This window comes from Staphylococcus arlettae (genome assembly GCF_025560845.1).
GTDB lineage: Bacteria > Bacillota > Bacilli > Staphylococcales > Staphylococcaceae > Staphylococcus > Staphylococcus arlettae.
This window is the reverse complement of sequence record NZ_CP094803.1, coordinates 1006082-1025324: the sequence shown is the minus strand read 5'-3', so window position 1 is coordinate 1025324 and position 19243 is coordinate 1006082. Positions and strand designations below refer to the sequence as shown.

15 protein-coding genes, 24 tRNA genes and 1 rRNA gene are annotated in these 19243 nt (G+C 34.2%); 1 reads left to right on the top strand and 39 read right to left on the bottom strand.

Going from position 1 to position 19243, the window contains the following annotated elements; translation table 11 throughout:
- Positions 1 to 4 precede the first annotated feature (4 nt).
- The 3 genes from MUA37_RS05015 to MUA37_RS05005 all read right to left on the bottom strand — a co-directional run bounded on the left by MUA37_RS05015 (position 5) and on the right by MUA37_RS05005 (position 3176).
- Positions 5 to 1303 carry a dicarboxylate/amino acid:cation symporter gene (locus MUA37_RS05015; protein WP_002509213.1) on the bottom strand — a complete coding sequence of 433 codons (1299 nt, stop codon included), beginning with the start codon at positions 1301 to 1303 and terminating at the stop codon, positions 5 to 7.
- A gap of 111 nt (positions 1304 to 1414) precedes the next feature.
- The gene (locus tag MUA37_RS05010; RefSeq protein ID WP_002509214.1) at positions 1415 to 2044 is read right to left on the bottom strand and encodes a response regulator; all 630 of its coding nucleotides are present in this window, start codon (positions 2042 to 2044) and stop codon (positions 1415 to 1417) included.
- A 16-nt stretch (positions 2045 to 2060) separates the two neighbouring features.
- Entirely contained in the window at positions 2061 to 3176 is a 1116-nt protein-coding gene (locus tag MUA37_RS05005; protein ID WP_142019551.1) for a GAF domain-containing sensor histidine kinase, read from the bottom strand.
- Between the two features lie 237 nt (positions 3177 to 3413).
- Here MUA37_RS05005 and MUA37_RS05000 point away from each other — a divergent pair, with 237 nt between their 5' ends.
- Complete coding sequence (locus tag MUA37_RS05000) at positions 3414 to 4247, top strand: RluA family pseudouridine synthase (RefSeq protein WP_103388781.1); 834 nt, start codon at positions 3414 to 3416, stop codon at positions 4245 to 4247.
- Between the two features lie 92 nt (positions 4248 to 4339).
- Here MUA37_RS05000 and fumC read toward each other — a convergent pair whose 3' ends face one another.
- From fumC to rrf, 36 genes are all read right to left on the bottom strand, one after another.
- A complete protein-coding gene (gene fumC, locus MUA37_RS04995; protein WP_135024694.1) occupies positions 4340 to 5725 on the bottom strand; it encodes a class II fumarate hydratase in 1386 nt (461 codons plus the stop codon).
- 223 nt (positions 5726 to 5948) lie between these two features.
- Positions 5949 to 6368 carry a hypothetical protein gene (locus MUA37_RS04990; RefSeq protein ID WP_002509218.1) on the bottom strand — a complete coding sequence of 140 codons (420 nt, stop codon included), beginning with the start codon at positions 6366 to 6368 and terminating at the stop codon, positions 5949 to 5951.
- Positions 6369 to 6530: 162 nt separating this feature from the next.
- Positions 6531 to 6707 carry an SAS053 family DNA gyrase inhibitor gene (locus tag MUA37_RS04985; protein WP_002509219.1) on the bottom strand — a complete coding sequence of 59 codons (177 nt, stop codon included), beginning with the start codon at positions 6705 to 6707 and terminating at the stop codon, positions 6531 to 6533.
- 26 nt (positions 6708 to 6733) lie between these two features.
- Positions 6734 to 7333, bottom strand: a complete 600-nt coding sequence (locus tag MUA37_RS04980) for a sugar phosphate isomerase family (protein ID WP_002509220.1) — start codon at positions 7331 to 7333, stop codon at positions 6734 to 6736.
- Between the two features lie 179 nt (positions 7334 to 7512).
- Positions 7513 to 7983, bottom strand: coding sequence for a tRNA (uridine(34)/cytosine(34)/5-carboxymethylaminomethyluridine(34)-2'-O)-methyltransferase TrmL (gene trmL / locus MUA37_RS04975; RefSeq protein ID WP_103388779.1), 471 nt, complete (start codon positions 7981 to 7983; stop codon positions 7513 to 7515).
- 1 nt (position 7984) lies between these two features.
- Positions 7985 to 9115 (bottom strand): tRNA epoxyqueuosine(34) reductase QueG, encoded by a 1131-nt coding sequence (gene queG / locus MUA37_RS04970; protein WP_142019549.1) that lies wholly within the window; start codon positions 9113 to 9115, stop codon positions 7985 to 7987.
- 143 nt (positions 9116 to 9258) lie between these two features.
- Entirely contained in the window at positions 9259 to 9981 is a 723-nt protein-coding gene (locus tag MUA37_RS04965) for an amino acid ABC transporter ATP-binding protein (RefSeq protein WP_002509223.1), read from the bottom strand.
- A complete protein-coding gene (locus tag MUA37_RS04960; RefSeq protein WP_394371095.1) occupies positions 9974 to 11398 on the bottom strand; it encodes an ABC transporter substrate-binding protein/permease in 1425 nt (474 codons plus the stop codon). Before MUA37_RS04960 ends, MUA37_RS04965 begins: the two co-directional genes overlap by 8 nt.
- 241 nt (positions 11399 to 11639) lie before the next feature.
- A complete protein-coding gene (locus MUA37_RS04955) occupies positions 11640 to 12698 on the bottom strand; it encodes a PTS sugar transporter subunit IIC (protein WP_262615892.1) in 1059 nt (352 codons plus the stop codon).
- Positions 12699 to 13010: 312 nt separating this feature from the next.
- Entirely contained in the window at positions 13011 to 15830 is a 2820-nt protein-coding gene (locus MUA37_RS04950; protein WP_262624866.1) for a hypothetical protein, read from the bottom strand.
- 2 nt (positions 15831 to 15832) lie between these two features.
- Positions 15833 to 16501 (bottom strand): YSIRK-type signal peptide-containing protein, encoded by a 669-nt coding sequence (locus MUA37_RS04945; protein ID WP_262624865.1) that lies wholly within the window; start codon positions 16499 to 16501, stop codon positions 15833 to 15835.
- A 358-nt stretch (positions 16502 to 16859) separates the two neighbouring features.
- Positions 16860 to 16943 (bottom strand) — tRNA-Leu (locus MUA37_RS04940).
- A 42-nt stretch (positions 16944 to 16985) separates the two neighbouring features.
- Positions 16986 to 17060, bottom strand: a tRNA-Gly gene (locus tag MUA37_RS04935).
- A 7-nt stretch (positions 17061 to 17067) separates the two neighbouring features.
- Positions 17068 to 17141 (bottom strand) — tRNA-Cys (locus MUA37_RS04930).
- Positions 17142 to 17148: 7 nt separating this feature from the next.
- Positions 17149 to 17220, bottom strand: a tRNA-Gln gene (locus tag MUA37_RS04925).
- A gap of 11 nt (positions 17221 to 17231) precedes the next feature.
- Positions 17232 to 17304 (bottom strand) — tRNA-His (locus MUA37_RS04920).
- A 2-nt stretch (positions 17305 to 17306) separates the two neighbouring features.
- Positions 17307 to 17380, bottom strand: a tRNA-Trp gene (locus tag MUA37_RS04915).
- A 20-nt stretch (positions 17381 to 17400) separates the two neighbouring features.
- Positions 17401 to 17484 (bottom strand) — tRNA-Tyr (locus MUA37_RS04910).
- Positions 17485 to 17493: 9 nt separating this feature from the next.
- Positions 17494 to 17566: transfer RNA gene (locus MUA37_RS04905), tRNA-Thr, on the bottom strand.
- 11 nt (positions 17567 to 17577) lie between these two features.
- Positions 17578 to 17650, bottom strand: a tRNA-Phe gene (locus tag MUA37_RS04900).
- A 4-nt stretch (positions 17651 to 17654) separates the two neighbouring features.
- Positions 17655 to 17730 (bottom strand) — tRNA-Asp (locus tag MUA37_RS04895).
- Between the two features lie 9 nt (positions 17731 to 17739).
- A tRNA-Met gene (locus MUA37_RS04890) sits at positions 17740 to 17813 on the bottom strand.
- Between the two features lie 13 nt (positions 17814 to 17826).
- Positions 17827 to 17919: transfer RNA gene (locus MUA37_RS04885), tRNA-Ser, on the bottom strand.
- Between the two features lie 47 nt (positions 17920 to 17966).
- A tRNA-Ser gene (locus MUA37_RS04880) sits at positions 17967 to 18059 on the bottom strand.
- A 9-nt stretch (positions 18060 to 18068) separates the two neighbouring features.
- Positions 18069 to 18142 (bottom strand) — tRNA-Ile (locus MUA37_RS04875).
- Between the two features lie 25 nt (positions 18143 to 18167).
- Positions 18168 to 18241 (bottom strand) — tRNA-Met (locus tag MUA37_RS04870).
- A gap of 17 nt (positions 18242 to 18258) precedes the next feature.
- Positions 18259 to 18334 (bottom strand) — tRNA-Ala (locus MUA37_RS04865).
- A gap of 19 nt (positions 18335 to 18353) precedes the next feature.
- Positions 18354 to 18427: transfer RNA gene (locus MUA37_RS04860), tRNA-Pro, on the bottom strand.
- Between the two features lie 13 nt (positions 18428 to 18440).
- Positions 18441 to 18514: transfer RNA gene (locus MUA37_RS04855), tRNA-Arg, on the bottom strand.
- Between the two features lie 14 nt (positions 18515 to 18528).
- Positions 18529 to 18617, bottom strand: a tRNA-Leu gene (locus MUA37_RS04850).
- A gap of 15 nt (positions 18618 to 18632) precedes the next feature.
- A tRNA-Gly gene (locus tag MUA37_RS04845) sits at positions 18633 to 18707 on the bottom strand.
- 3 nt (positions 18708 to 18710) lie between these two features.
- Positions 18711 to 18792: transfer RNA gene (locus tag MUA37_RS04840), tRNA-Leu, on the bottom strand.
- A 7-nt stretch (positions 18793 to 18799) separates the two neighbouring features.
- A tRNA-Lys gene (locus MUA37_RS04835) sits at positions 18800 to 18875 on the bottom strand.
- A gap of 5 nt (positions 18876 to 18880) precedes the next feature.
- Positions 18881 to 18956, bottom strand: a tRNA-Thr gene (locus tag MUA37_RS04830).
- A 16-nt stretch (positions 18957 to 18972) separates the two neighbouring features.
- A tRNA-Val gene (locus MUA37_RS04825) sits at positions 18973 to 19048 on the bottom strand.
- An 11-nt stretch (positions 19049 to 19059) separates the two neighbouring features.
- Positions 19060 to 19174 (bottom strand): 5S ribosomal RNA (gene rrf / locus MUA37_RS04820).
- Positions 19175 to 19243 lie beyond the last annotated feature (69 nt).

Sequence of the window (19243 nt, the reverse complement as noted above, 5' to 3'; positions counted from 1 at the left end):
ATGTTTAAACTGGTTCGTTAGCCCCAGATTGATTGCGTTGTAATTTTTTCTCTTCATTTTTTGAAATAATAAGTGCACATGTTGCATCACCAGTAATGTTTACAGATGTTCTTGTCATATCTAGTAGTCTATCTATACCAAGAATAATACCTATGGCTGCAGGATTTAATCCTATTGCATTTAGTACCATGGCAAGCATGATCAAGCCTACACCTGGCACTCCTGCCGTACCAATCGATGCCACTACTGCAATGACTACGACTGTAATTAATTGCATGAGTGATAGATCAACACCTGATATTTGCGCAATAAATATTGTAGCGACCCCTTGCATTATTGCAGTTCCATCCATGTTGATTGTTGCACCTAGAGGTTGAACAAATGACGCAATTTCTGGTCGCACCCCCATTTTCTTCGAACAGTTCATTGATACAGGTAAAGTTGCGGTTGAACTTGAAGCACTAAAGCCTAATGTAATGGCTGGTAAAAAGCCTTTATAAAATGCCAATGGGTTGGTTTTTCCTAATAATTTCAAAGCAGACCCATAGACGACAAAGAAATGAATAAACAATGCGAGTAAAACAATAAAGAAATACATCCCCAATTGTTTGATAGCACCGAACCCTGCCCCTGTAAATGCATGAGCTACCAAACCAAATGTACCAATTGGTGCAAATAGATTCATTATCATCGTTATAATATACATCAAGACTTCATTAGTTTGTTCAAAAAACTTGTGCACTATTTGTGCTTTTGAACCTATCATGATAATACCTACACCTATAAAAATAGCAAAGGTGATAATTTGTAGCATATTTCCTTCAGACATTGCCTGAAGTGGATTTTTTGGAAATAGATTTATAAGTGTCTGATCAAACGTTTGTTCTGCAGCGTTATCACTGCCTTGACTTTGTTTATCTAATGTTTTTTGATAACTAGAAACATCTTCACTTTTTAATAAATCAGAATGACCATCACCAGGTTTAAATATTAATGCAAGCGCAATACCAATACATATTGCAATAGCAGTAGTTGATAAGAAAAATCCTAGTGTTTTTAATCCAATACCCCCTAATAATTTTGGATCTCCAACACCCACTACCCCTAGCACAATTGATACAAATACTACTGGCACAACTAACATAAATATAAGATTTAAGAAAATTTGTCCAATAACATTAAAGACATATTTATCAATGCCTTCTACAAATTGTGCTTGTGCAAACATATTACAGATTGAACCTACAGCAATACCTAAAATTAAAGCAATAACAATTTTGATACTTAAGTTTTTTGTTTTCATATCCATCCCTCCTTGTTATTATTCTTTATTATATAGAAAAACAATAATATTTAAAGGAAAAATACAATTTCATAATAAAATACCATGTATATAGTAATAAACATGGTATTTTTACACTATTTTATTTTCCATGGCGTAGATTGCAGCTTGTGTTCTATCTGAAACTTGTAGCTTATTTAATATATGACTGACATGAGTTTTTATTGTTTTTTCTGAAACAAATAATGTTTCTGCAATATCTTTATTGGTCTTACCTTTAACCATTTCGGATAAGACTTCAATTTCTCGTTTTGATAATTTGTTCGTCATATGAGGTTTATTACGTACCGCTTCAATTACACTTTGAGCTTGCGGGTGTATAATTTTTTCGCCATTCAACACACTTTTAATAGTATTAATTAACTGTTCAGGTTCAACATCTTTCATTTCATAGCCATCTGCACCTTTATCAACGGCTGAAATAACATGCTCATCATCTATGTAACTCGTTAATACTAGAATTTTGATATCTGGATACTTGGTTTTCAATATTTCAGTTATTTCAATACCATTCATTTCAGGCATAACTAAATCGAGTAATACTATGTCTGGCATATTATCTTGATGCTCTGCTAAATGCGTTAAAAAGGTTTTACCATCTGAGAATCCCATTACAACTTCTAAGTCATCAACTGTTGATAATAAAAATTCTAAACCTTGTCTTACAATATGATGATCATCTACTAACATTATTCGATACATTAATAATCTTCCTCCCTTAGGCTTTAACGGGAATCAGTAACGCGATTGTCGTACCTACTCCCTCTGTTGAGTTAACTTGTAAATTTCCATCTATCATCTTCGTTCGTTGTTTCATATTATTAAGACCATGTGCATTGTCCACTGCTTTTTGACCACTATCAAAACCGTTGCCGTCATCGCTTATTTCAATAAATATATGGCTAGCTGTTTGATTTAAAGTTAAGTGTACATTTGAAGTACCTGCATGTTTACGTGTATTATTTAATGCTTCTTGCATTATTCTATATACATTTTCTTCTATTAAGCTAGGTAATTTAATTAAACCCTCAACATCGACAGTCAATGATAGATTTACCATTTCACTATATTTAGTTATCGCAGAGATTAACCCCTGTTCCAGTCCTATAGGTTTTAATTGCCAAATTAACGCTCGCATTTCATTAACTGCTTGTTGGCTCGTCTCTTCAATCACAGTGAATGCTTGTTGTGACACACTTTCTTTAGACATTACTTTTGCTGCGTGTGCAGTTAATTTTACTGAAAATAACATTTGATTCACTGAATCATGCAAATCTCTCGCCAGTCTATTTCGTTCATTTATACGTGCTGCTTCTTTTTCTTGATCGGTCAACATAATACGTTTAATCGCTGAACCGATTTGAAAAGCTACTGATTCTAGTAATTCTAAATCTTCTTCACTGTAGCGCTTTGTATGCGGTGTGGCAACATTTAACAAACCAAATTGTTCAGAACCTGAGCGAAGTGGTACGGTTGCGTGGTGTGTCACACCATCTGTTTCTTCATGATAAGCATGATTTGCCAAATTAATACGCGAACAATTTATAATATTTGAAGCTTTCGTTAGTTTTTCATTATGATATGCTTGGACACACCAACAAGTGCCATCTTTCATATATTTACAATCATGTTTTGACAGTGCTCCCGGCAAATCGACATCAGATACTAATTCATGATGTCCTTCATCATCTATAAAAAATATCCAACCTGTTGTAAATTCAGTGCCATCGATTAAAAATCTCAACGCACCTTGCATCATATTGTAAGTTTCGGTTTCTTCATTTAAATATTCGGCTATTTCTTTTAATAAAGCCAAACGGGTAGGCTTTTCCATATATTGTCCCCCCTTTTCACTTGTTGCTCACTTTATATTATACAGCTTCATTACTATAAACGAAATATAAGTAAAACTTTTAACTGCAAAGCTACTGAGACTTTAAATGCGTATAGTAACTCTATGTTTACCTAATAAATAGCAAGGACTATATTATTTTATAGGAATACACTATATTCAGATTTTTTTAGTGTAAGTGATATGGTATGATAGTTAGGAATGATTGAGGAGGATACCATGAAATTTAAAATCCCAGAAAAGTTTGATCAATATACTATTAGAGAAATTTTTCAACACTTAAACTTACCAAAAAAAGATTTACACACTTTAAATATGTCCAATGAAATTACTGTCAATGATCAGCCTGCTAAGTTAATTAATCAAGTAAATGCAGGTGATGACGTTTACCTACCAAACCCAGCAGAAGAAAGTAATTATTTACCTAGTTATCGATATGCTCAAATTTACTATGAAGATGATGATTTGGCTATTGTAATGAAGCCTAAAGGTGTTAAAACACATCCAAATGATTTAAAAGAAAGTAATACTTTAATGAATCACGTCATATATACTCTAAATAATGACTATGTTGAACCGATTCATCGTCTCGATCAAGAAACTGTAGGATTACTTATTGTTGCTAAAAATCCTTTAATGAAAAAAATTTTAGACCGCATGTTAGAAGATAATCAAATTGACCGCATTTATCGAGCTGAAGTAAAGAGTTTATTACCTATTAAGCCACAAACAATAGACATGCCTATAGGTAAAGATAAATTCCATCCAAATAGACGCCGAATCTCTCAAACAGGTCAACGTGCGATAACACACATTTTAAGTTCGCAAATGGTTGATGAAAATAGATGCCAAATTGAACTAAAATTAGACACAGGACGTACACATCAAATTCGTGTACATTTAGCTGAAATTGGCCATCCTGTTATCGGTGATCCATTGTATGGTAATTCTACTTTGCGCCAACTAAAATTACAAAGTTATAAAATTGAATTTACCCATCCGCTGACACAAAACCAAATAAGCGTATCATTAGATGATGATGTGAAACAGTAATTTCCTGAAAGTTGTCACTGTATTACATGTCAAAAAGAGGCTGGTGCATTTATACAATGTACCAGCCTCTTTATATGTTATTTATTGTTCTTTTATTTAGGCTCTACCATGTCTTCAGGTTTGATCCATTCATCAAATTGTTCTGCAGTTAAATATCCGGATTGAATTGCAGAATCTTTTAAAGTCAGTCCTTCTTTATGTGCTTTTTTAGCAATGTGTGCTGCTTTTTCATAACCAATATGTGGGTTTAATGCTGTAACTAACATTAATGATTGATTTAAATAATTATCAATATTTTCCTGAATTGGCTCAATACCTACAGCACAATTATCATTAAATGTTTGCATTCCATCTGCAAGTAAATAAATAGATTGTAATGTGTTATGCAAAATTACTGGTTTGTAGACATTTAATTCAAAATTACCTTGTGAACTTGCAAAGCCAACAGCTGCATCGTTACCCATTACTTGTGTAGCAACCATTGTTAACATTTCACATTGTGTTGGATTTACTTTTCCTGGCATAATTGAAGATCCTGGTTCATTTTCAGGAATAGCAATTTCTGCCAACCCAGCACGAGGGCCCGATGCTAACCAACGAACATCATTTGCAATTTTAGTTAAATCTCCAGCAAGAGCTTTCAATGTACCATGCAATTGTACAACTTCATCGTGCGCAGTTAACGCATGGAACTTATTGTCAGAAGATACAAATGCATAACCAGTATTTTCTGCGATAAATTTCGCCACTTTATCTCCAAACTCTGGATGAGCATTAATACCAGTACCGACTGCCGTACCACCAATAGCTAAGTTTAAGATGTGAGCTTTCGATTCAGCTAACAGTGTTTCACACTTATCTAACATATATCTCCAACCACTAATTTCTTGGCCTAAACGAATTGGTGTTGCGTCTTGTAAGTGTGTACGTCCTATTTTGATAATATCATAAAATTGCTCTTCTTTTTCTTTAAACGTATCTCTTAAATGTTGTAGTGCTGGTTCTAATTTAGTTTCAATTTCACTATATAGAGCTACATGCATAGCCGTTGGGAATGTATCATTAGAACTTTGTGATTTATTTACATCATCGTTCGGATGAATTTGTTCATTCGAATTATTGTCTTGTAAATATTGATTGGCTACGAAGCTTACAACTTCATTGACGTTCATATTACTTTGTGTACCGCTACCAGTTTGCCATACAACAAGTGGAAAATGTTCGTCTAATTCTTTGTTTAAAATACGATCACATGCATATACAATCGCATTTTTTTTATCATCTGATAGTTTACCTAATTCATGATTGGCTAATGCTGCAGCACGTTTCAATTGAGCAAACCCATATACTACTTCAATTGGCATACGCTCTTTACCGACTGGAAAATTACGTTTACTTCTTTCTGTCTGCGCACCCCAATATTTATCTGCTGGTACTTCAATTTCACCAAATGTATCGTGTTCAATTCTTACTGACATATGTATACTCCCCTTCGATATTCTTAGTTCGTTTTTAGTATAGCATTAAACAATTTATCGGGGCAATTGTATATTGTAGCGTTTTCAAAAAACTACTGTTTCATTTTAAAAAAAGAGTGAAACACCTCACCTTTTTTAATATAAAGGTGGCTATTTCACTCAATATGCTTCAATTATTGCAAATTAGAAACACCATCTATAGCATTTTAACAGATAAAAACAATTAAGCTTGTTCTTTATTTAATACTTCTTGTGCATAGTGTGCTTTGGCTGCTTGGATAATGGCCATAGCAGTCAATATAAGCAGTATTGCACCTATAATCATAGTGATAGGACTAATCGTTATTAAAGTGGCTAAAAATCCTCCTAAACTGTTATAAAAATCATTTAATGGCTTCAACAATAGTATTGAAATCACTATACAACAAACAACACTTACAATAATGCCTGTTTGGTTACTTTTGATAAATGTTTTAGGATTTACTTGATCCACCAATCCTTTAGATAAATTCATTTGCATTTTAATTATTTTAAATAAAATTGGTAAATAAACTGCTCCAATCGCCATAGGAAATCCTTTTATTGAAATCAAATTTATGATAAATGCACTAATCATAATCTTTTTCCAGTTTTTACTTAGCATTGTCTTAAATTCTCCTTAATACTTAGAATGCTCTAATCATAACATATTCAAGTAACCGATAGCGTTTCAAAATAGATAAATATATTCTAAAAAAGGACAAAACAGTAATCAAAAAGTCTATGTTTTGATTACTAATTTTGTCCATTAAAGTTCTTGTTATTGCTACTCATCTAAATCTGAACGTGTTTCAGCATCATGAGATTTATTTAATTTTTCTTCATCATTTTCTTCAGAAATCTGTTCCATCTCTTTACCTAAATCAACTACATCATCAAAACTATCTACCATCTCATTTTCAATTTCTTCATCTTGATGATTATTATGTTTTTCATTAGACACAACAATTCCCTCACTTTATAAATGATTTAAGCAAATCTAGCAGTAAAATATTGGCGTACATCTTCAGGTAAGCCTTCTGCAGCCGCTTCATCTAAAATGACATTAACCATTCTATGTGCTTTTAAGTCAGCAGGCTCGAAATTTGTTTTACCATTTTCTTCATATAATTTTTTAACTGCATCTTTTTTATCAGTACCTGTAATTACCAACAATACTTCACGAGAACTCAATAAACCTTGTCTTAAAGCAACATCTAAATTACCTGAAGCATCTAATGATACTACTTGTACAATAAGTTTTCCTTTGTTTTCTTTTGTTTTAATTTTATCTTTAATAAATGACTCTGTATCTTCACTAAATGACACATTATAAATTTGACCATTAGGTACACCAAGTGCTTCATAATAAGATTTATTGTCATCATAATCTAAAATATTAATTTGACTAAAATCAACTGCGTGTGAATCTACATTCTTCTTTAATTCGTCCAATACTGGTGCATTTTCTTTAGCTAGATGTAGTCCAGCGATAGTTGTTGGATTATTATTAAATTGTTTACGTAAAATATCAGCGACATATTCTGCCACAACGTGTTCGTTTTCTAATACTTTAAAGTTCATTGCCATTGTTATTACACTCCTCGTATTCTATTAGTACAGACATTAATATTCTTTTATAATTACCCTTGTGTTGAGAAGATTAAACGCATAATCCTTGAAGTTAATCTTCAGTATACATGCAATTTAATACTTATTACCTATATTATACAAATCTTGACAAGATTTTTCACTGATATTCAAATAAATTAAGTTAAATCAGGATAATTTTGTTGTCTTAACGCTTCATAAATTAAAATAGATGCTGTGTTAGACAAATTTAATGATCTTATATTATTATTCATCGGCATTCTTAATGCAGTATCTTTATATTTTTCTTTGACCCAGTCAGGTAACCCTGTCGTTTCTCTGCCAAAAACAAAATAATGGTCTTCTTCAGTATTTGAAAAATCAAATGTTGAATAAGTTTGTTGACCAAATTTAGTCAGTAAATAATAATGACCCTCTGTAGACTCAAAAAACGCTTCAATACTTTCATGATACGTTATATTTACGCTATCCCAGTAATCTAAACCTGCGCGTTTTAACATCTTATCATCCGTACTAAAGCCTAATGGTTTAATTAGATGTAAGTGGGTATATGTTCCTGCACAAGTACGTGCAATACTTCCAGTGTTTCCTGGGATTTCTGGTTGAAATAATACAATATGGTTTGTCATCTTAATGTTCTCTCCTCTGTTCCAATCCTTTTAACATTTCTTGTTGAACTTCTTCTATTTCAGTATCGTAATAAGCATCAATAAATGGACGCGCTTCTTCGCCAAGTATTTGACCAATAGCCCAATATGCTGTAGCTCTAATCATTGGTCTAGGATCAGTTAAAGCCACATCTTTAAGATCAGGAGTGGCTGCTTCTTCCTTAAAATGAGCTAAGGCTAAAATTGCGTTACGTTGAATAGGTTTTTTGCCACGCCATGCACCTGCTAAATGTCCATAAGTATTTTTAAACTCCTTATTAGACATTTTTAATAATGGCACTAATCTAGGTTTTAATATTTCCGGTTCTAAGACAATATCATCATGTTGTGTATTAATGCCTCTGTTTTTCGGACAAACTTGCTGACACGTATCACAGCCATATAAACGATTACCTATTTTATAACGATATTCGTCTGCCATATAGCCTTTCGTTTGAGTTAAGAAACTTATACATTTTTGACTATTTAATTGTCCATCTCCTACAAGCGCACCTGTAGGGCAACGATCAACACATATTGTACAATCTCCACAGCTATCTAACAGCGGGTCATCTGGTGCAAATGGCACACTAACAAGCATTTCTCCTAAATAGGTCCAAGTGCCTAAATCAGGATTAATGACGAAACCATTTCTACCAGTAAAGCCTAAACCTGCTCTTTCAGCTACAGCTCTATCTGATAATACGCCTGTATCAACCATCGATTTAACTTCAATATCTGCAACTTTCGAACGCAAAAATTGTTCTAATTTATCTAGTCTATTACGCATAATCGTGTGATAATCTTGCCCCCAAGATGCACGAGCAAATAGACCTCGACGATCGCCTCTTACACTTTTCGGTGCACCTTTCAACTTATTGGGATAGCCTACTGCTATTGCAATAATTGAACGTGCTGTTGGCAAAGATAGTTTGGGTTCTGTTCTTAAATTAATATCAGGTTCTTCAAATCCTGAAGCATATCCCTTACTATGATAATCTTCAAGCTTTTGTTTTAATTCATCAAATGGATCTGCAGTCGTAAAACCGATATGATCTATACCAATGGAATGTGCATAATCGATAACTTCTTGTTTCAATTGATTTATATCCATTTTTTCACCCCACTTTTAAGCATACAAGTCATAGTTTAACATAAAATACTAACGCTACGTATGTTGAATTATTGTTGTTAACTAAAAAAATTAAGCGACCAACGCATTTCATCTATCATACGTGATCACTTAATTTAATTATGCTATAACACTCTGGCTAAAAAGCTTTTCGTTCTATCATGCTGTGGTGTTTCAAATATATCTTGTGGTGAACCTGACTCAACAACATAGCCATCTGCCATAAATACCACTTTATTGCTGACGTCTTTAGCAAAATTCATCTCATGCGTAACGACTACCATTGTCATACCTTCTTTGGCTAAATTTTGCATAACTTCTAATACGTCACCAACAACTTCTGGATCTAATGCAGATGTTGGTTCGTCAAATAACAATACTTCTGGATTCATTGCTAATGCTCTGGCTATGGCAACTCTTTGTTTTTGTCCTCCAGATAGTTGTGATGGATAGGCGTCAGCTTTATCAGCTAAACCTACCTTGTCTAATAAAGTCATTGCAGTTTGTTGCAAATCACTGTTATTTCCTTTTTTTAATAGTGTCGGAGCTAATAATATGTTATCTATTACCTTTTTATGTGGAAATAAATTAAAATTTTGAAAAACCATACCCATATTTTGTCTCAATTGTTCAAGTTTGGTATCTTTTGCAGTTAAACTATTGCCATTAAATATCACTTCACCACTCGTTGGTGTTTCTAATAAATTCATGCATCGTAAAAAAGTACTTTTCCCGCTTCCTGAAGGTCCGATAATAGCAACAACTTCTCCGCGTTCAATCGATAAGTCAATACCCTTTAATACTTCATTTTGTCCAAAGGACTTAGTTAAATTTTTAATATCAATCACTGACTTTCAATCTCCCTTCAAAGAAATACATAATACGTGACAATGTAAATGTAAGAATAAAGTATAGTACTGCTGCTACTAATAGTGGCGTAAACGGATCAAAAGAAGCACCTTGTACTACTTGAGCATTAAACATAATTTCACTGACACCAATTACAGAGACAATAGATGATTCTTTAATCACTGTAACAAATTCGTTACCTAAAGCTGGTAAAATATTTTTAATGGCTTGCGGTAATATGACACTTTTCATTGTTTGACCATAAGACAAACCTAAACTTCTAGCTGCCTCCATTTGCCCTTTATCAACTGCATTAATACCTGCTCTAATAATTTCCGCAATATAAGCTGAACAATTAATAACAAGTGCTATCATACCGCAAATTAATGCAGAAATATTCCAACCTAAGACTGCTGTTGAACCAAAATAAACTAAAAAGACTTGTACTAAAAGCGGTGTACCTCTTAAAAATTCAATATAAGCCGATGCTAACCATCTCAACGGTTTAACTTTACTTAATTTAAATAATGCTAACACTGAACCTAAAATCGCACCTAAAACTACTCCTACAATAGAAATTAAGATCGTGTTTTGTATTCCTTTTAAGAAAAAGTTACCATATTTTGTAAAGAAATTACCGTCATCTTTTTTCATTGCTTCTGCTGCATTGTCTTTATAATCCGCAATTAAATTATTATCTTTCACATCTTTAATCGTCGCATTTAAATGTTTCATTAGTTCCGGTGAATTTTTGGGCACTGCAATTGCTGTATTTTTTTCCCCTTCTTCAAATTTAACTCCTTCAGCAAATTTTAAATCTGGGTTTTGCTTTAAATATGCTTCTGCCACTGGTCCTTCGATAACCATGCCACTGACCTTACCACTTTTCAAGGACATTATCACTTCCGGTACTCTCGTTAAAGACTGGATATTAGCATTGTCAATTTCATTTTTTGCTATCGTTTCTTGTTGAGTTTGTTTTTGTACGCCAATTTTTTTATTAGCAAAATCATCTAACTTTTGTAATTTATCGTCTTCTGATTTTTTAATAATCATTTTTTGCGTTACTGTCATATATGGATTGGAAAAATCAACTTCTTTTTCTCGTTCAGGTGTTGGTGTCATACCTGAGATAATAATATCAATTTTCCCTGTTTTTATTGCACCTAATAAACTATCAAATTGCATATTTACAATTTTTAATTTTAAATTATTATCTTTAGCAATCTTTTTCGCTAAATCTATATCTATACCATCATACTTACGTTTACCATCTACGTTGTGTTCAAATTCATATGGTGCATAATCGGCTGATAATCCAACACGTAATTCACCACGTTCTTTTATTTTTTCCCATTGCTCATCTTGTGCTGCATAAGTTGTTGGTTGAACATACATAAGCAATGAGCTAAACATTATGATTACTACTAATATTAATTTCCCAGATTGTGCCATTCATCAGTACCCCTTTCAATATATTTTATTATTATACACAATTACGCAATGTTATTCAATATCATTTTAAAGAATTTGCTATTATTAAGGTCTGAAATCGAATGACCAATAATATTATTGTATATTATATGTATAAAAATAAAGCAGTATTAATTCACATGCTGTGAATCAATACTGCTCATTTTTACTTTAACCTAAATAATTATTGTTTGGGTATTTCAAATTGATAAATATCATCAGAATAGCCCGCCATTAACCTTTTACATAGTCCATGAACAAAGAATGCTGCAACGAATGGAATAATAAAGTAAGCAAATACTAACAGCATAATATTCATCATTGCATCTCCTTCCATTCTATTAAAGGCATTAATAGGACCTACTAAACCAGTATAACCAAATCCTGCCGACATCGGTGTTCCTTTAATGCCCACAAAATATGTCAACAAACCACCAATAGTACCATTAATAATAAGTGGAATCATGATGATAGGATTACGTAGATAGACTGGAATCATCATTTTGGCTGCGCCAATGATTAATACTAAATTAACACCTGCTGAATTGATGCGTATGGATCCAAATAAAAACGTCACACAAGCAGCAACAATGCCCATATTAGCAGCACCACTACCTAAACCAGTTAAGCCAATTGCTGTGGCAATAGCTACTACTGAAATTGGTGTAACCATTAATAATGCATATGTAATACATATTAAGATTGACATCAATAAAGGATTAAAATCAGTAAATGAATTTACGATTTGACCTATTGTTTTTGTAACATTTGTGACATAAGGCAAAGTATATAACCCAAGTCCCCCACCAATTACTGGAATCAACACCGGTAAAATAATCATCTCTAATGAACCTAATTTATTTTGTAACAGCATATATAATGCACACGTAATTATTACTACCACGATAACGTTAATGATGTCACCGACACCACTCATATTGAAACTAGTGCCTGTTACTTTGATTACACCACTCCCGATCATTGCAGAAGTTCCAATCATTGTGGCACCTGCACCACTAAATTTAAATTGGTGTGCAGCTAACACACCTATAATAAATGGCATAAATGATTGGATAACCACGACAATTTCATAAATCGTTTGTAATGTCGGATAACCATCTTTAAAAAGCTTTAACAATTCACCCAATAACGCATTAGGTAGTAAAGCGATAACTACACCAGCACCTACAGCATTTAATATATTCATTAAAAAGATTTTAGGTGTCATACTTCCTTTACTCATATTTATTGTCCTCCAAATCACATTAAAGACTTCTTTATCTTATATACTAGTTAAAACCTTAATGTTGATTATAATTGAAAGTGACAAAAAAAGGGAGTACCTAAATACTTATTGTTTTAAATTTTTACCGTAATTAATAATAAAGTATGCAATTATCTATGCTAAAAAAGAGCAAGAAAGTAACTTGTTTTAACAAATCATTTTACTTGCTCTGTATGTGTTATTAATAGTCAACTTTTAACAAAGTATATATTAGTTAAATTTCACTAATTGTTGTTTATTAAGCATTGTTAGTTATAACAACTACTGGAATTATACTTGTACAGGAAATACATTTACTCCCAGTATTTTAAATTCTTCTGAACCTTGACGATTATCTATACGTAACGCTAATGTTTTGGCATTTTCTGGAACTGTAATATTATCTGATACAAAATTACCTTGTGCATCTTTTTGTACACTTATAATCGGTAGTTTTTCATTATTTTCGCCTTTAGTAAATCGATATTCTACTTTTGACTTATCAGCATTGTGTGCTGTAATTACTTGAATCTTGAATTGTTTGCCTGGAGCTAAATCGTTAATTGTATTTAAGTTATAGAAGAAATAACCAGACGGTGCAATTGTTAATGAGCCGTCTTTATCAAACGAATTGTTCGGTGAGCTGTTTTTCGCTTGATAAGATGAAAAATAACTATCTTTGATTGATTTCGCAAAATTTGCGATATGTTGCTGACTTGGAGGCACAACGATTAAATTATTTCTACTTGCTTCATTCGTTAATGCTTCGTGTGCAATTAGAGATATATTTTGAATTGCTACATCACTATTACCATTTCTATTGTCTAAACGTAACATGATAGCATTTGTACCTTTTGGAACCAATATATTGTTTAATTGGTATAAGCCATCCTCGACTTTTGGTATCATAAGATTTTTACTTATATATTTATTATCAGCACCTATAAATGCATACTCAAAGCGTGTTTGTTCCGCAACTGACTTAGTTTTAATTTGTAAGTTAAATTTATTACCAGTCGCTAATTTATCTGTCGCTTTTAGCTTATAGAAGAAATAGCCTTTAGGTTGGATAACTAAAGAACTATCTGCATTAAGCGAAATTTTTGGATTTGTATTTAAACTTTGTACACTACTAAAATATTTATCTTTCAATCCTTTAGCATAACTTCCAATATGTTGTTTATTAGTTGGAATGACAATAAGATTGTTGTTAAGTAACGAATTATCAATTGCTGTGTTAATTTCTCTGTTCAATTGTGATAATTGGGTAATGATTTCCTCTTGATTTGCACTTGAGTTAATCGCTTTTAGTTTTTCAGCAAAATGCTCTGTATTACCTTCATTATCTAATAAAAAACCTTGATGCTTAGTTATATGCTTGTTTAATTCCTCTTTAACAATTTGAACTGCATTATTATTGAAATTTGTAGCTACATCATTAGAGTTAAAATCAAATTTACCAAATCCAATATTGGCACCAACATCAGTTACTTTATTTTTTGAATCGCTAATCACATAACCCCATGCCATGTCATTATTATGGTCTAATACTTGTCCATGGTTAAATGTCATAACTAACTTCACACTACCACCGGAATGATATTTAACATTGTTATGATTTTGTCGTTCATCGAACCAATAGAATCCATCTTTATTTCGTACTAATTCTTCTTCATAATCTTGTCCATTCCAACGATATTGAACTTTCACAGAAGCGAGTTTAGCATTTAATGCTTCATTCGTACGTAACCCCCAATTTTCAAACCGTTCAATTCTTTTTTTATTAGTAGAAACTAGAGAAACAACTTGTTCTTTATTAATAGCTAACTTAATTTGTTGTCTGTTCAATTCATCCTTAGTAATATTTGAATCCACTGAGTAGCTATTTGTACGGTATTTATTTTGATTATCGTTACTATAATCTTTGAAGTAATTTTCACCGTTACGCATTTGAATTAATTCTTTCATATTAGTCAAAATTTTATTAATCTGACTTACTTGATTTCCTAACACTCTCGTATTTACATTATTTGAAATTTGCTCATATTTACCTTCGTACATTAAGTTCCAATCACGTTCTAAGAAACTACTAAAACGAGACACCATACGTAATAAAAATTTATGCTCTTCACTAGTCAATTTGTCTTTATGAGAGTCAATATATTTAAATACATCTACAAATTTACTTTGAGCATTAACATCAAGACTATTAATTGTTGATGTTTTAAGCTCTTTTACTGCTCTTTCTACACTTGTATTTATTTGTGCTAATGTATTGTGTACTTGTGCAAATTCTTTGACTGTAGTTATATTTCCAAGTGCCTGATTCACTTGTTGTAAATATTTCTGTTTAAGACTATCTTTATTATTAAAGTTATCTGCATTGTCCTTAATCTTTTGAATTAATTGGTTCTTTTGCAATGTCAGCAGTTTTTCATTAAACTTTTTATCAAAATTTTGCTCTGCAAAATCGAACTTTTTAAAACTAAATGTAGCACCAACTATAGTTACTTTATGATTTGAATCGGCAATAATATAGCCCCAAAGCTTATCATTTATCTTATCTATAAATTGGCCTTGTCTCAGTTTTAGTGCAAAATCCATTGCCCCACCAGCACGGTCGTATTTTGCAGGCAAGTCGATCTCCCCTCTAACCCAATAAAAGCCATTAATATCTTTATTAATTACTTTTTCAATAGTTTCATTATTCCATCTATATTTTACTTTGACTTCTTCAATTTTATTAGCTAAGTTTTCATTTAATCTTAATCCCCAAGATTCATAACGTCCAACATTATTGGGTTGTGAGATTGCAATAATATCTTTTGATAAATGAATACCAATTGTTGGATTTTGTGCATTAATATTTTGTTTTAATTTGTATTTGTGCTTTTTAATATATCTTTCAGTATCAGTGGATAATTCTGTATGAAATTCGTCATTATTTCTCTGTTCAATTAAATCATACATTGCTTTCAGTACTTTTTCATTTTTTACTTTACCTACTTCACCTATTTTACGTTCAAAAACATTTTTGGAGATATCTTTATAATTACGGTTATAGATCAATGGCCAATCGTTAGGTAAAAAAGAAGTATTACGTGATGCCATTTTTAAAAAGAATTTACGTTCTTCCTCATTAAGATACTTTTATTTTTTTCTATAATTTTTAATACACTAACATCATAAGTCGACTTATTAATCTCTTGTCTTTTAACTTTTTTGTCATTTAATGGTTGATAAACAGAAGCTACATTATTTTCTTTTGCTTGTGGAGCATGATTTGTAACATCGTTAGTTTGAGAGGTGCTATTTCGAGGTTCATTTACCACGTTTACTTGTGTAACTTGTTGTTGTTCATAAGAAACTTGATTTGGTGATGCTTCACGCTTACTAGTAGCTGATTGGGCAATGTTCCGATTGCCTGTACCCTCTTTCACGGGTTGCTGAGATGATTTTGTATCAACTGTCACGCCAGATTTCGCTTCTCTATCACCATTTTGTGAAGGTAACTTAACCGGCTGTGCATTCTCAACAGACTTTGTACTACTTTGGACAGTTTGTTTTACAGCCACTGACACATTAGTTTGTTCAGAATTGTTACTAACCTTTAATGTGTCTTGACCAGATTTTTGATTATTTTGAGTTTCACTTGCTTGTGCAGTCATGGTATGCCCTAAAAATATAAAACTTCCTACCATAATTGAGGCAAGGCCAACACTAAATTTCCTAATAGCGTATTTGTTGTATTTACTAGCTGTATATTCTTTATAGGTTTTCACTATGTTAATTCTCCTCTACGAGTAATATAAAATGTAAGAAGATAAATATTAATGGTTATATTAATTTTATACCTTTACATTCAACAATTATTATACAAAGGGTAATTTATTAGAGAAAGAAGATTAATCATTATAGTAAAATGTGAATAGTTATTAAGTAAAAATAAAACACAAAAATTAAATTTATATGTAAAACTATATGCAATTTAAATGTAAGATATTAACTATTGTCTTACACTAAGTTATAGAAATTTAAAAAATTAAATAAGCGTAACTAAATATATAAGTGGAACAAAAAAAGAAACCCCGAAGATACGGGATTTCTATACTAGGTTAATACTTTATGATGTTATTATTATACCGGTGGTCGGGATCGAACCGACACTCCTCTAAAGGAACGGGATTTTGAGTCCCGCGCGTCTGCCAATTCCGCCACACCGGCTCAATGTTATAAATAAAAAACTTCCTACCTGGAAGTAATAATTGGAGCGGAAGATAGGATTTGCACCTATACCTTGTTCCGGGAAGGAACCTGTTCTAAGAATTGAACTACTCCCGCATATACATGGAGGCGGCAACCGGATTTGAACCGGTGATAAAGGTTTTGCAGACCTCTGCCTTACCACTTGGCTATGCCGCCAATCTAACTGGGCTAGCTGGATTCGAACCAGCGCGTGACGGAGTCAAAGTCCGTTGCCTTACCGCTTGGCTATAGCCCATTAATATTAAGGGCGGCTGATGGGAATCGAACCCACGAATGTCGGAACCACAATCCGATGCGTTAACCACTTCGCCACAGCCGCCATGGCAGGGGTAGTAGGAATCGAACCCACATCAAAGGTTTTGGAGACCTCTATTCTACCGTTGAACTATACCCCTATACTATTAAATAAAAACAATGGTGGAGGGGGGCAGATTCGAACTGCCGAACCCGAAGGAGCGGATTTACAGTCCGCCGCGTTTAGCCACTTCGCTACCCCTCCATCATGTGATGCCGGCCAGAGGACTTGAACCCCCAACCTACTGATTACAAGTCAGTTGCTCTACCAGTTGAGCTAGGCCGGCTTGCATAAAAATGGTTCAGGACAGAATCGAACTGCCGACACATGGAGCTTCAATCCATTGCTCTACCAACTGAGCTACTGAACCATAATGGCGGTCTCGACGGGAATCGAACCCGCGATCTCCTGCGTGACAGGCAGGCGTGTTAACCGCTACACTACGAGACCATTATGTAATTGCGGGAGGCGGATTTGAACCACCGACCTTCGGGTTATGAGCCCGACGAGCTACCGAACTGCTCCATCCCGCGGTAATAATATTAATGGCGGAGGAAGAGGGATTCGAACCCCCGCGGGCCGTTAAGCCCCTGTCGGTTTTCAAGACCGATCCCTTCAGCCGGACTTGGGTATTCCTCCACATTAAAAATTAAAGTACATTATTATTGAATTATATTTTGAAAAAATGGCGGAGGAAGAGGGATTCGAACCCCCGCGAGCCGTTAAGCCCCTGTCGGTTTTCAAGACCGATCCCTTCAGCCGGACTTGGGTATTCCTCCTTAATTATATGGACCTTGCAGGATTCGAACCTGCGACCGAACGGTTATGAGCCGTTAGCTCTGACCAACTGAGCTAAAGGTCCTAAATATAATTCACAATAATAATAGTGGCGGTGGAGGGGATCGAACCCCCGACCTCACGGGTATGAACCGTACGCTCTAGCCAGCTGAGCTACACCGCCTTATTTATTTGTTTATATGGTGGAGACTAGCGGGATCGAACCGCTGACCTCCTGCGTGCAAAGCAGGCGCTCTCCCATCTGAGCTAAGCCCCCATATAGTATTAGTAAGTTATCGGGAAGACAGGATTCGAACCTACGACCCCTTGGTCCCAAACCAAGTGCTCTACCAAGCTGAGCTACTTCCCGTATAAATGTTAAGCGCGCCCGATAGGAGTCGAACCCATAACCTCTTGATCCGTAGTCAAACGCTCTATCCAGTTGAGCTACGGGCGCATATATAATTTAGATGGTGCCGAGGACCGGAATCGAACCGGTACGATAATCACTTATCGCAGGATTTTAAGTCCTGTGCGTCTGCCAGTTCCGCCACCCCGGCACTATCAATAAAAAATGGAGCAGAAGACGGGATTCGAACCCGCGACCCCAACCTTGGCAAGGTTGTATTCTACCGCTGAACTACTTCTGCAAATGCGGGTGAAGGGAGTCGAACCCCCACGCCGTAAGGCGCTAGATCCTAAGTCTAGTGCGTCTGCCAATTCCGCCACACCCGCGATCTAATGGTGAGCCATAGAGGATTCGAACCTCTGACCCTCTGATTAAAAGTCAGATGCTCTACCAACTGAGCTAATGGCTCTTAGATGGTGCCGGCCAGAGGACTTGAACCCCCAACCTACTGATTACAAGTCAGTTGCTCTACCAGTTGAGCTAGGCCGGCATAATGCTATCTAAAATGGTGGAGAATGACGGGTTCGAACCGCCGACCCTCTGCTTGTAAGGCAGATGCTCTCCCAGCTGAGCTAATTCTCCTTTTATAATTTGCCTGGCAACGTCCTACTCTAGCGGGATGTAAATCCAACTACCATCGGCGCTAAGGAGCTTAACTTCTGTGTTCGGCATGGGAACAGGTGTGACCTCCTTGCCATTGTCACCAGACAATGTATGTGAATGTAGTTATACATTCAAAACTAGATAGTAAGTAAAATAACTAAACCAAGTAAAACC

Coding starts and splice junctions, on each gene's coding strand:
- MUA37_RS05015 (WP_002509213.1), bottom strand. CDS start 1,303: ATGAAAACAAAAAACTTAAGTATCAAAATTGTTATTGCTTTAATTTTA.
- MUA37_RS05010 (WP_002509214.1), bottom strand. CDS start 2,044: ATGTATCGAATAATGTTAGTAGATGATCATCATATTGTAAGACAAGGT.
- MUA37_RS05005 (WP_142019551.1), bottom strand. CDS start 3,176: ATGGAAAAGCCTACCCGTTTGGCTTTATTAAAAGAAATAGCCGAATAT.
- MUA37_RS05000 (WP_103388781.1), top strand. CDS start 3,414: ATGAAATTTAAAATCCCAGAAAAGTTTGATCAATATACTATTAGAGAA.
- fumC (WP_135024694.1), bottom strand. CDS start 5,725: ATGTCAGTAAGAATTGAACACGATACATTTGGTGAAATTGAAGTACCA.
- MUA37_RS04990 (WP_002509218.1), bottom strand. CDS start 6,368: ATGCTAAGTAAAAACTGGAAAAAGATTATGATTAGTGCATTTATCATA.
- MUA37_RS04980 (WP_002509220.1), bottom strand. CDS start 7,333: ATGGCAATGAACTTTAAAGTATTAGAAAACGAACACGTTGTGGCAGAA.
- trmL (WP_103388779.1), bottom strand. CDS start 7,983: ATGACAAACCATATTGTATTATTTCAACCAGAAATCCCAGGAAACACT.
- queG (WP_142019549.1), bottom strand. CDS start 9,115: ATGGATATAAATCAATTGAAACAAGAAGTTATCGATTATGCACATTCC.
- MUA37_RS04960 (WP_394371095.1), bottom strand. CDS start 11,398: ATGTTTAGCTCATTGCTTATGTATGTTCAACCAACAACTTATGCAGCA.
- MUA37_RS04955 (WP_262615892.1), bottom strand. CDS start 12,698: ATGAGTAAAGGAAGTATGACACCTAAAATCTTTTTAATGAATATATTA.
- MUA37_RS04950 (WP_262624866.1), bottom strand. CDS start 15,830: ATGGCATCACGTAATACTTCTTTTTTACCTAACGATTGGCCATTGATC.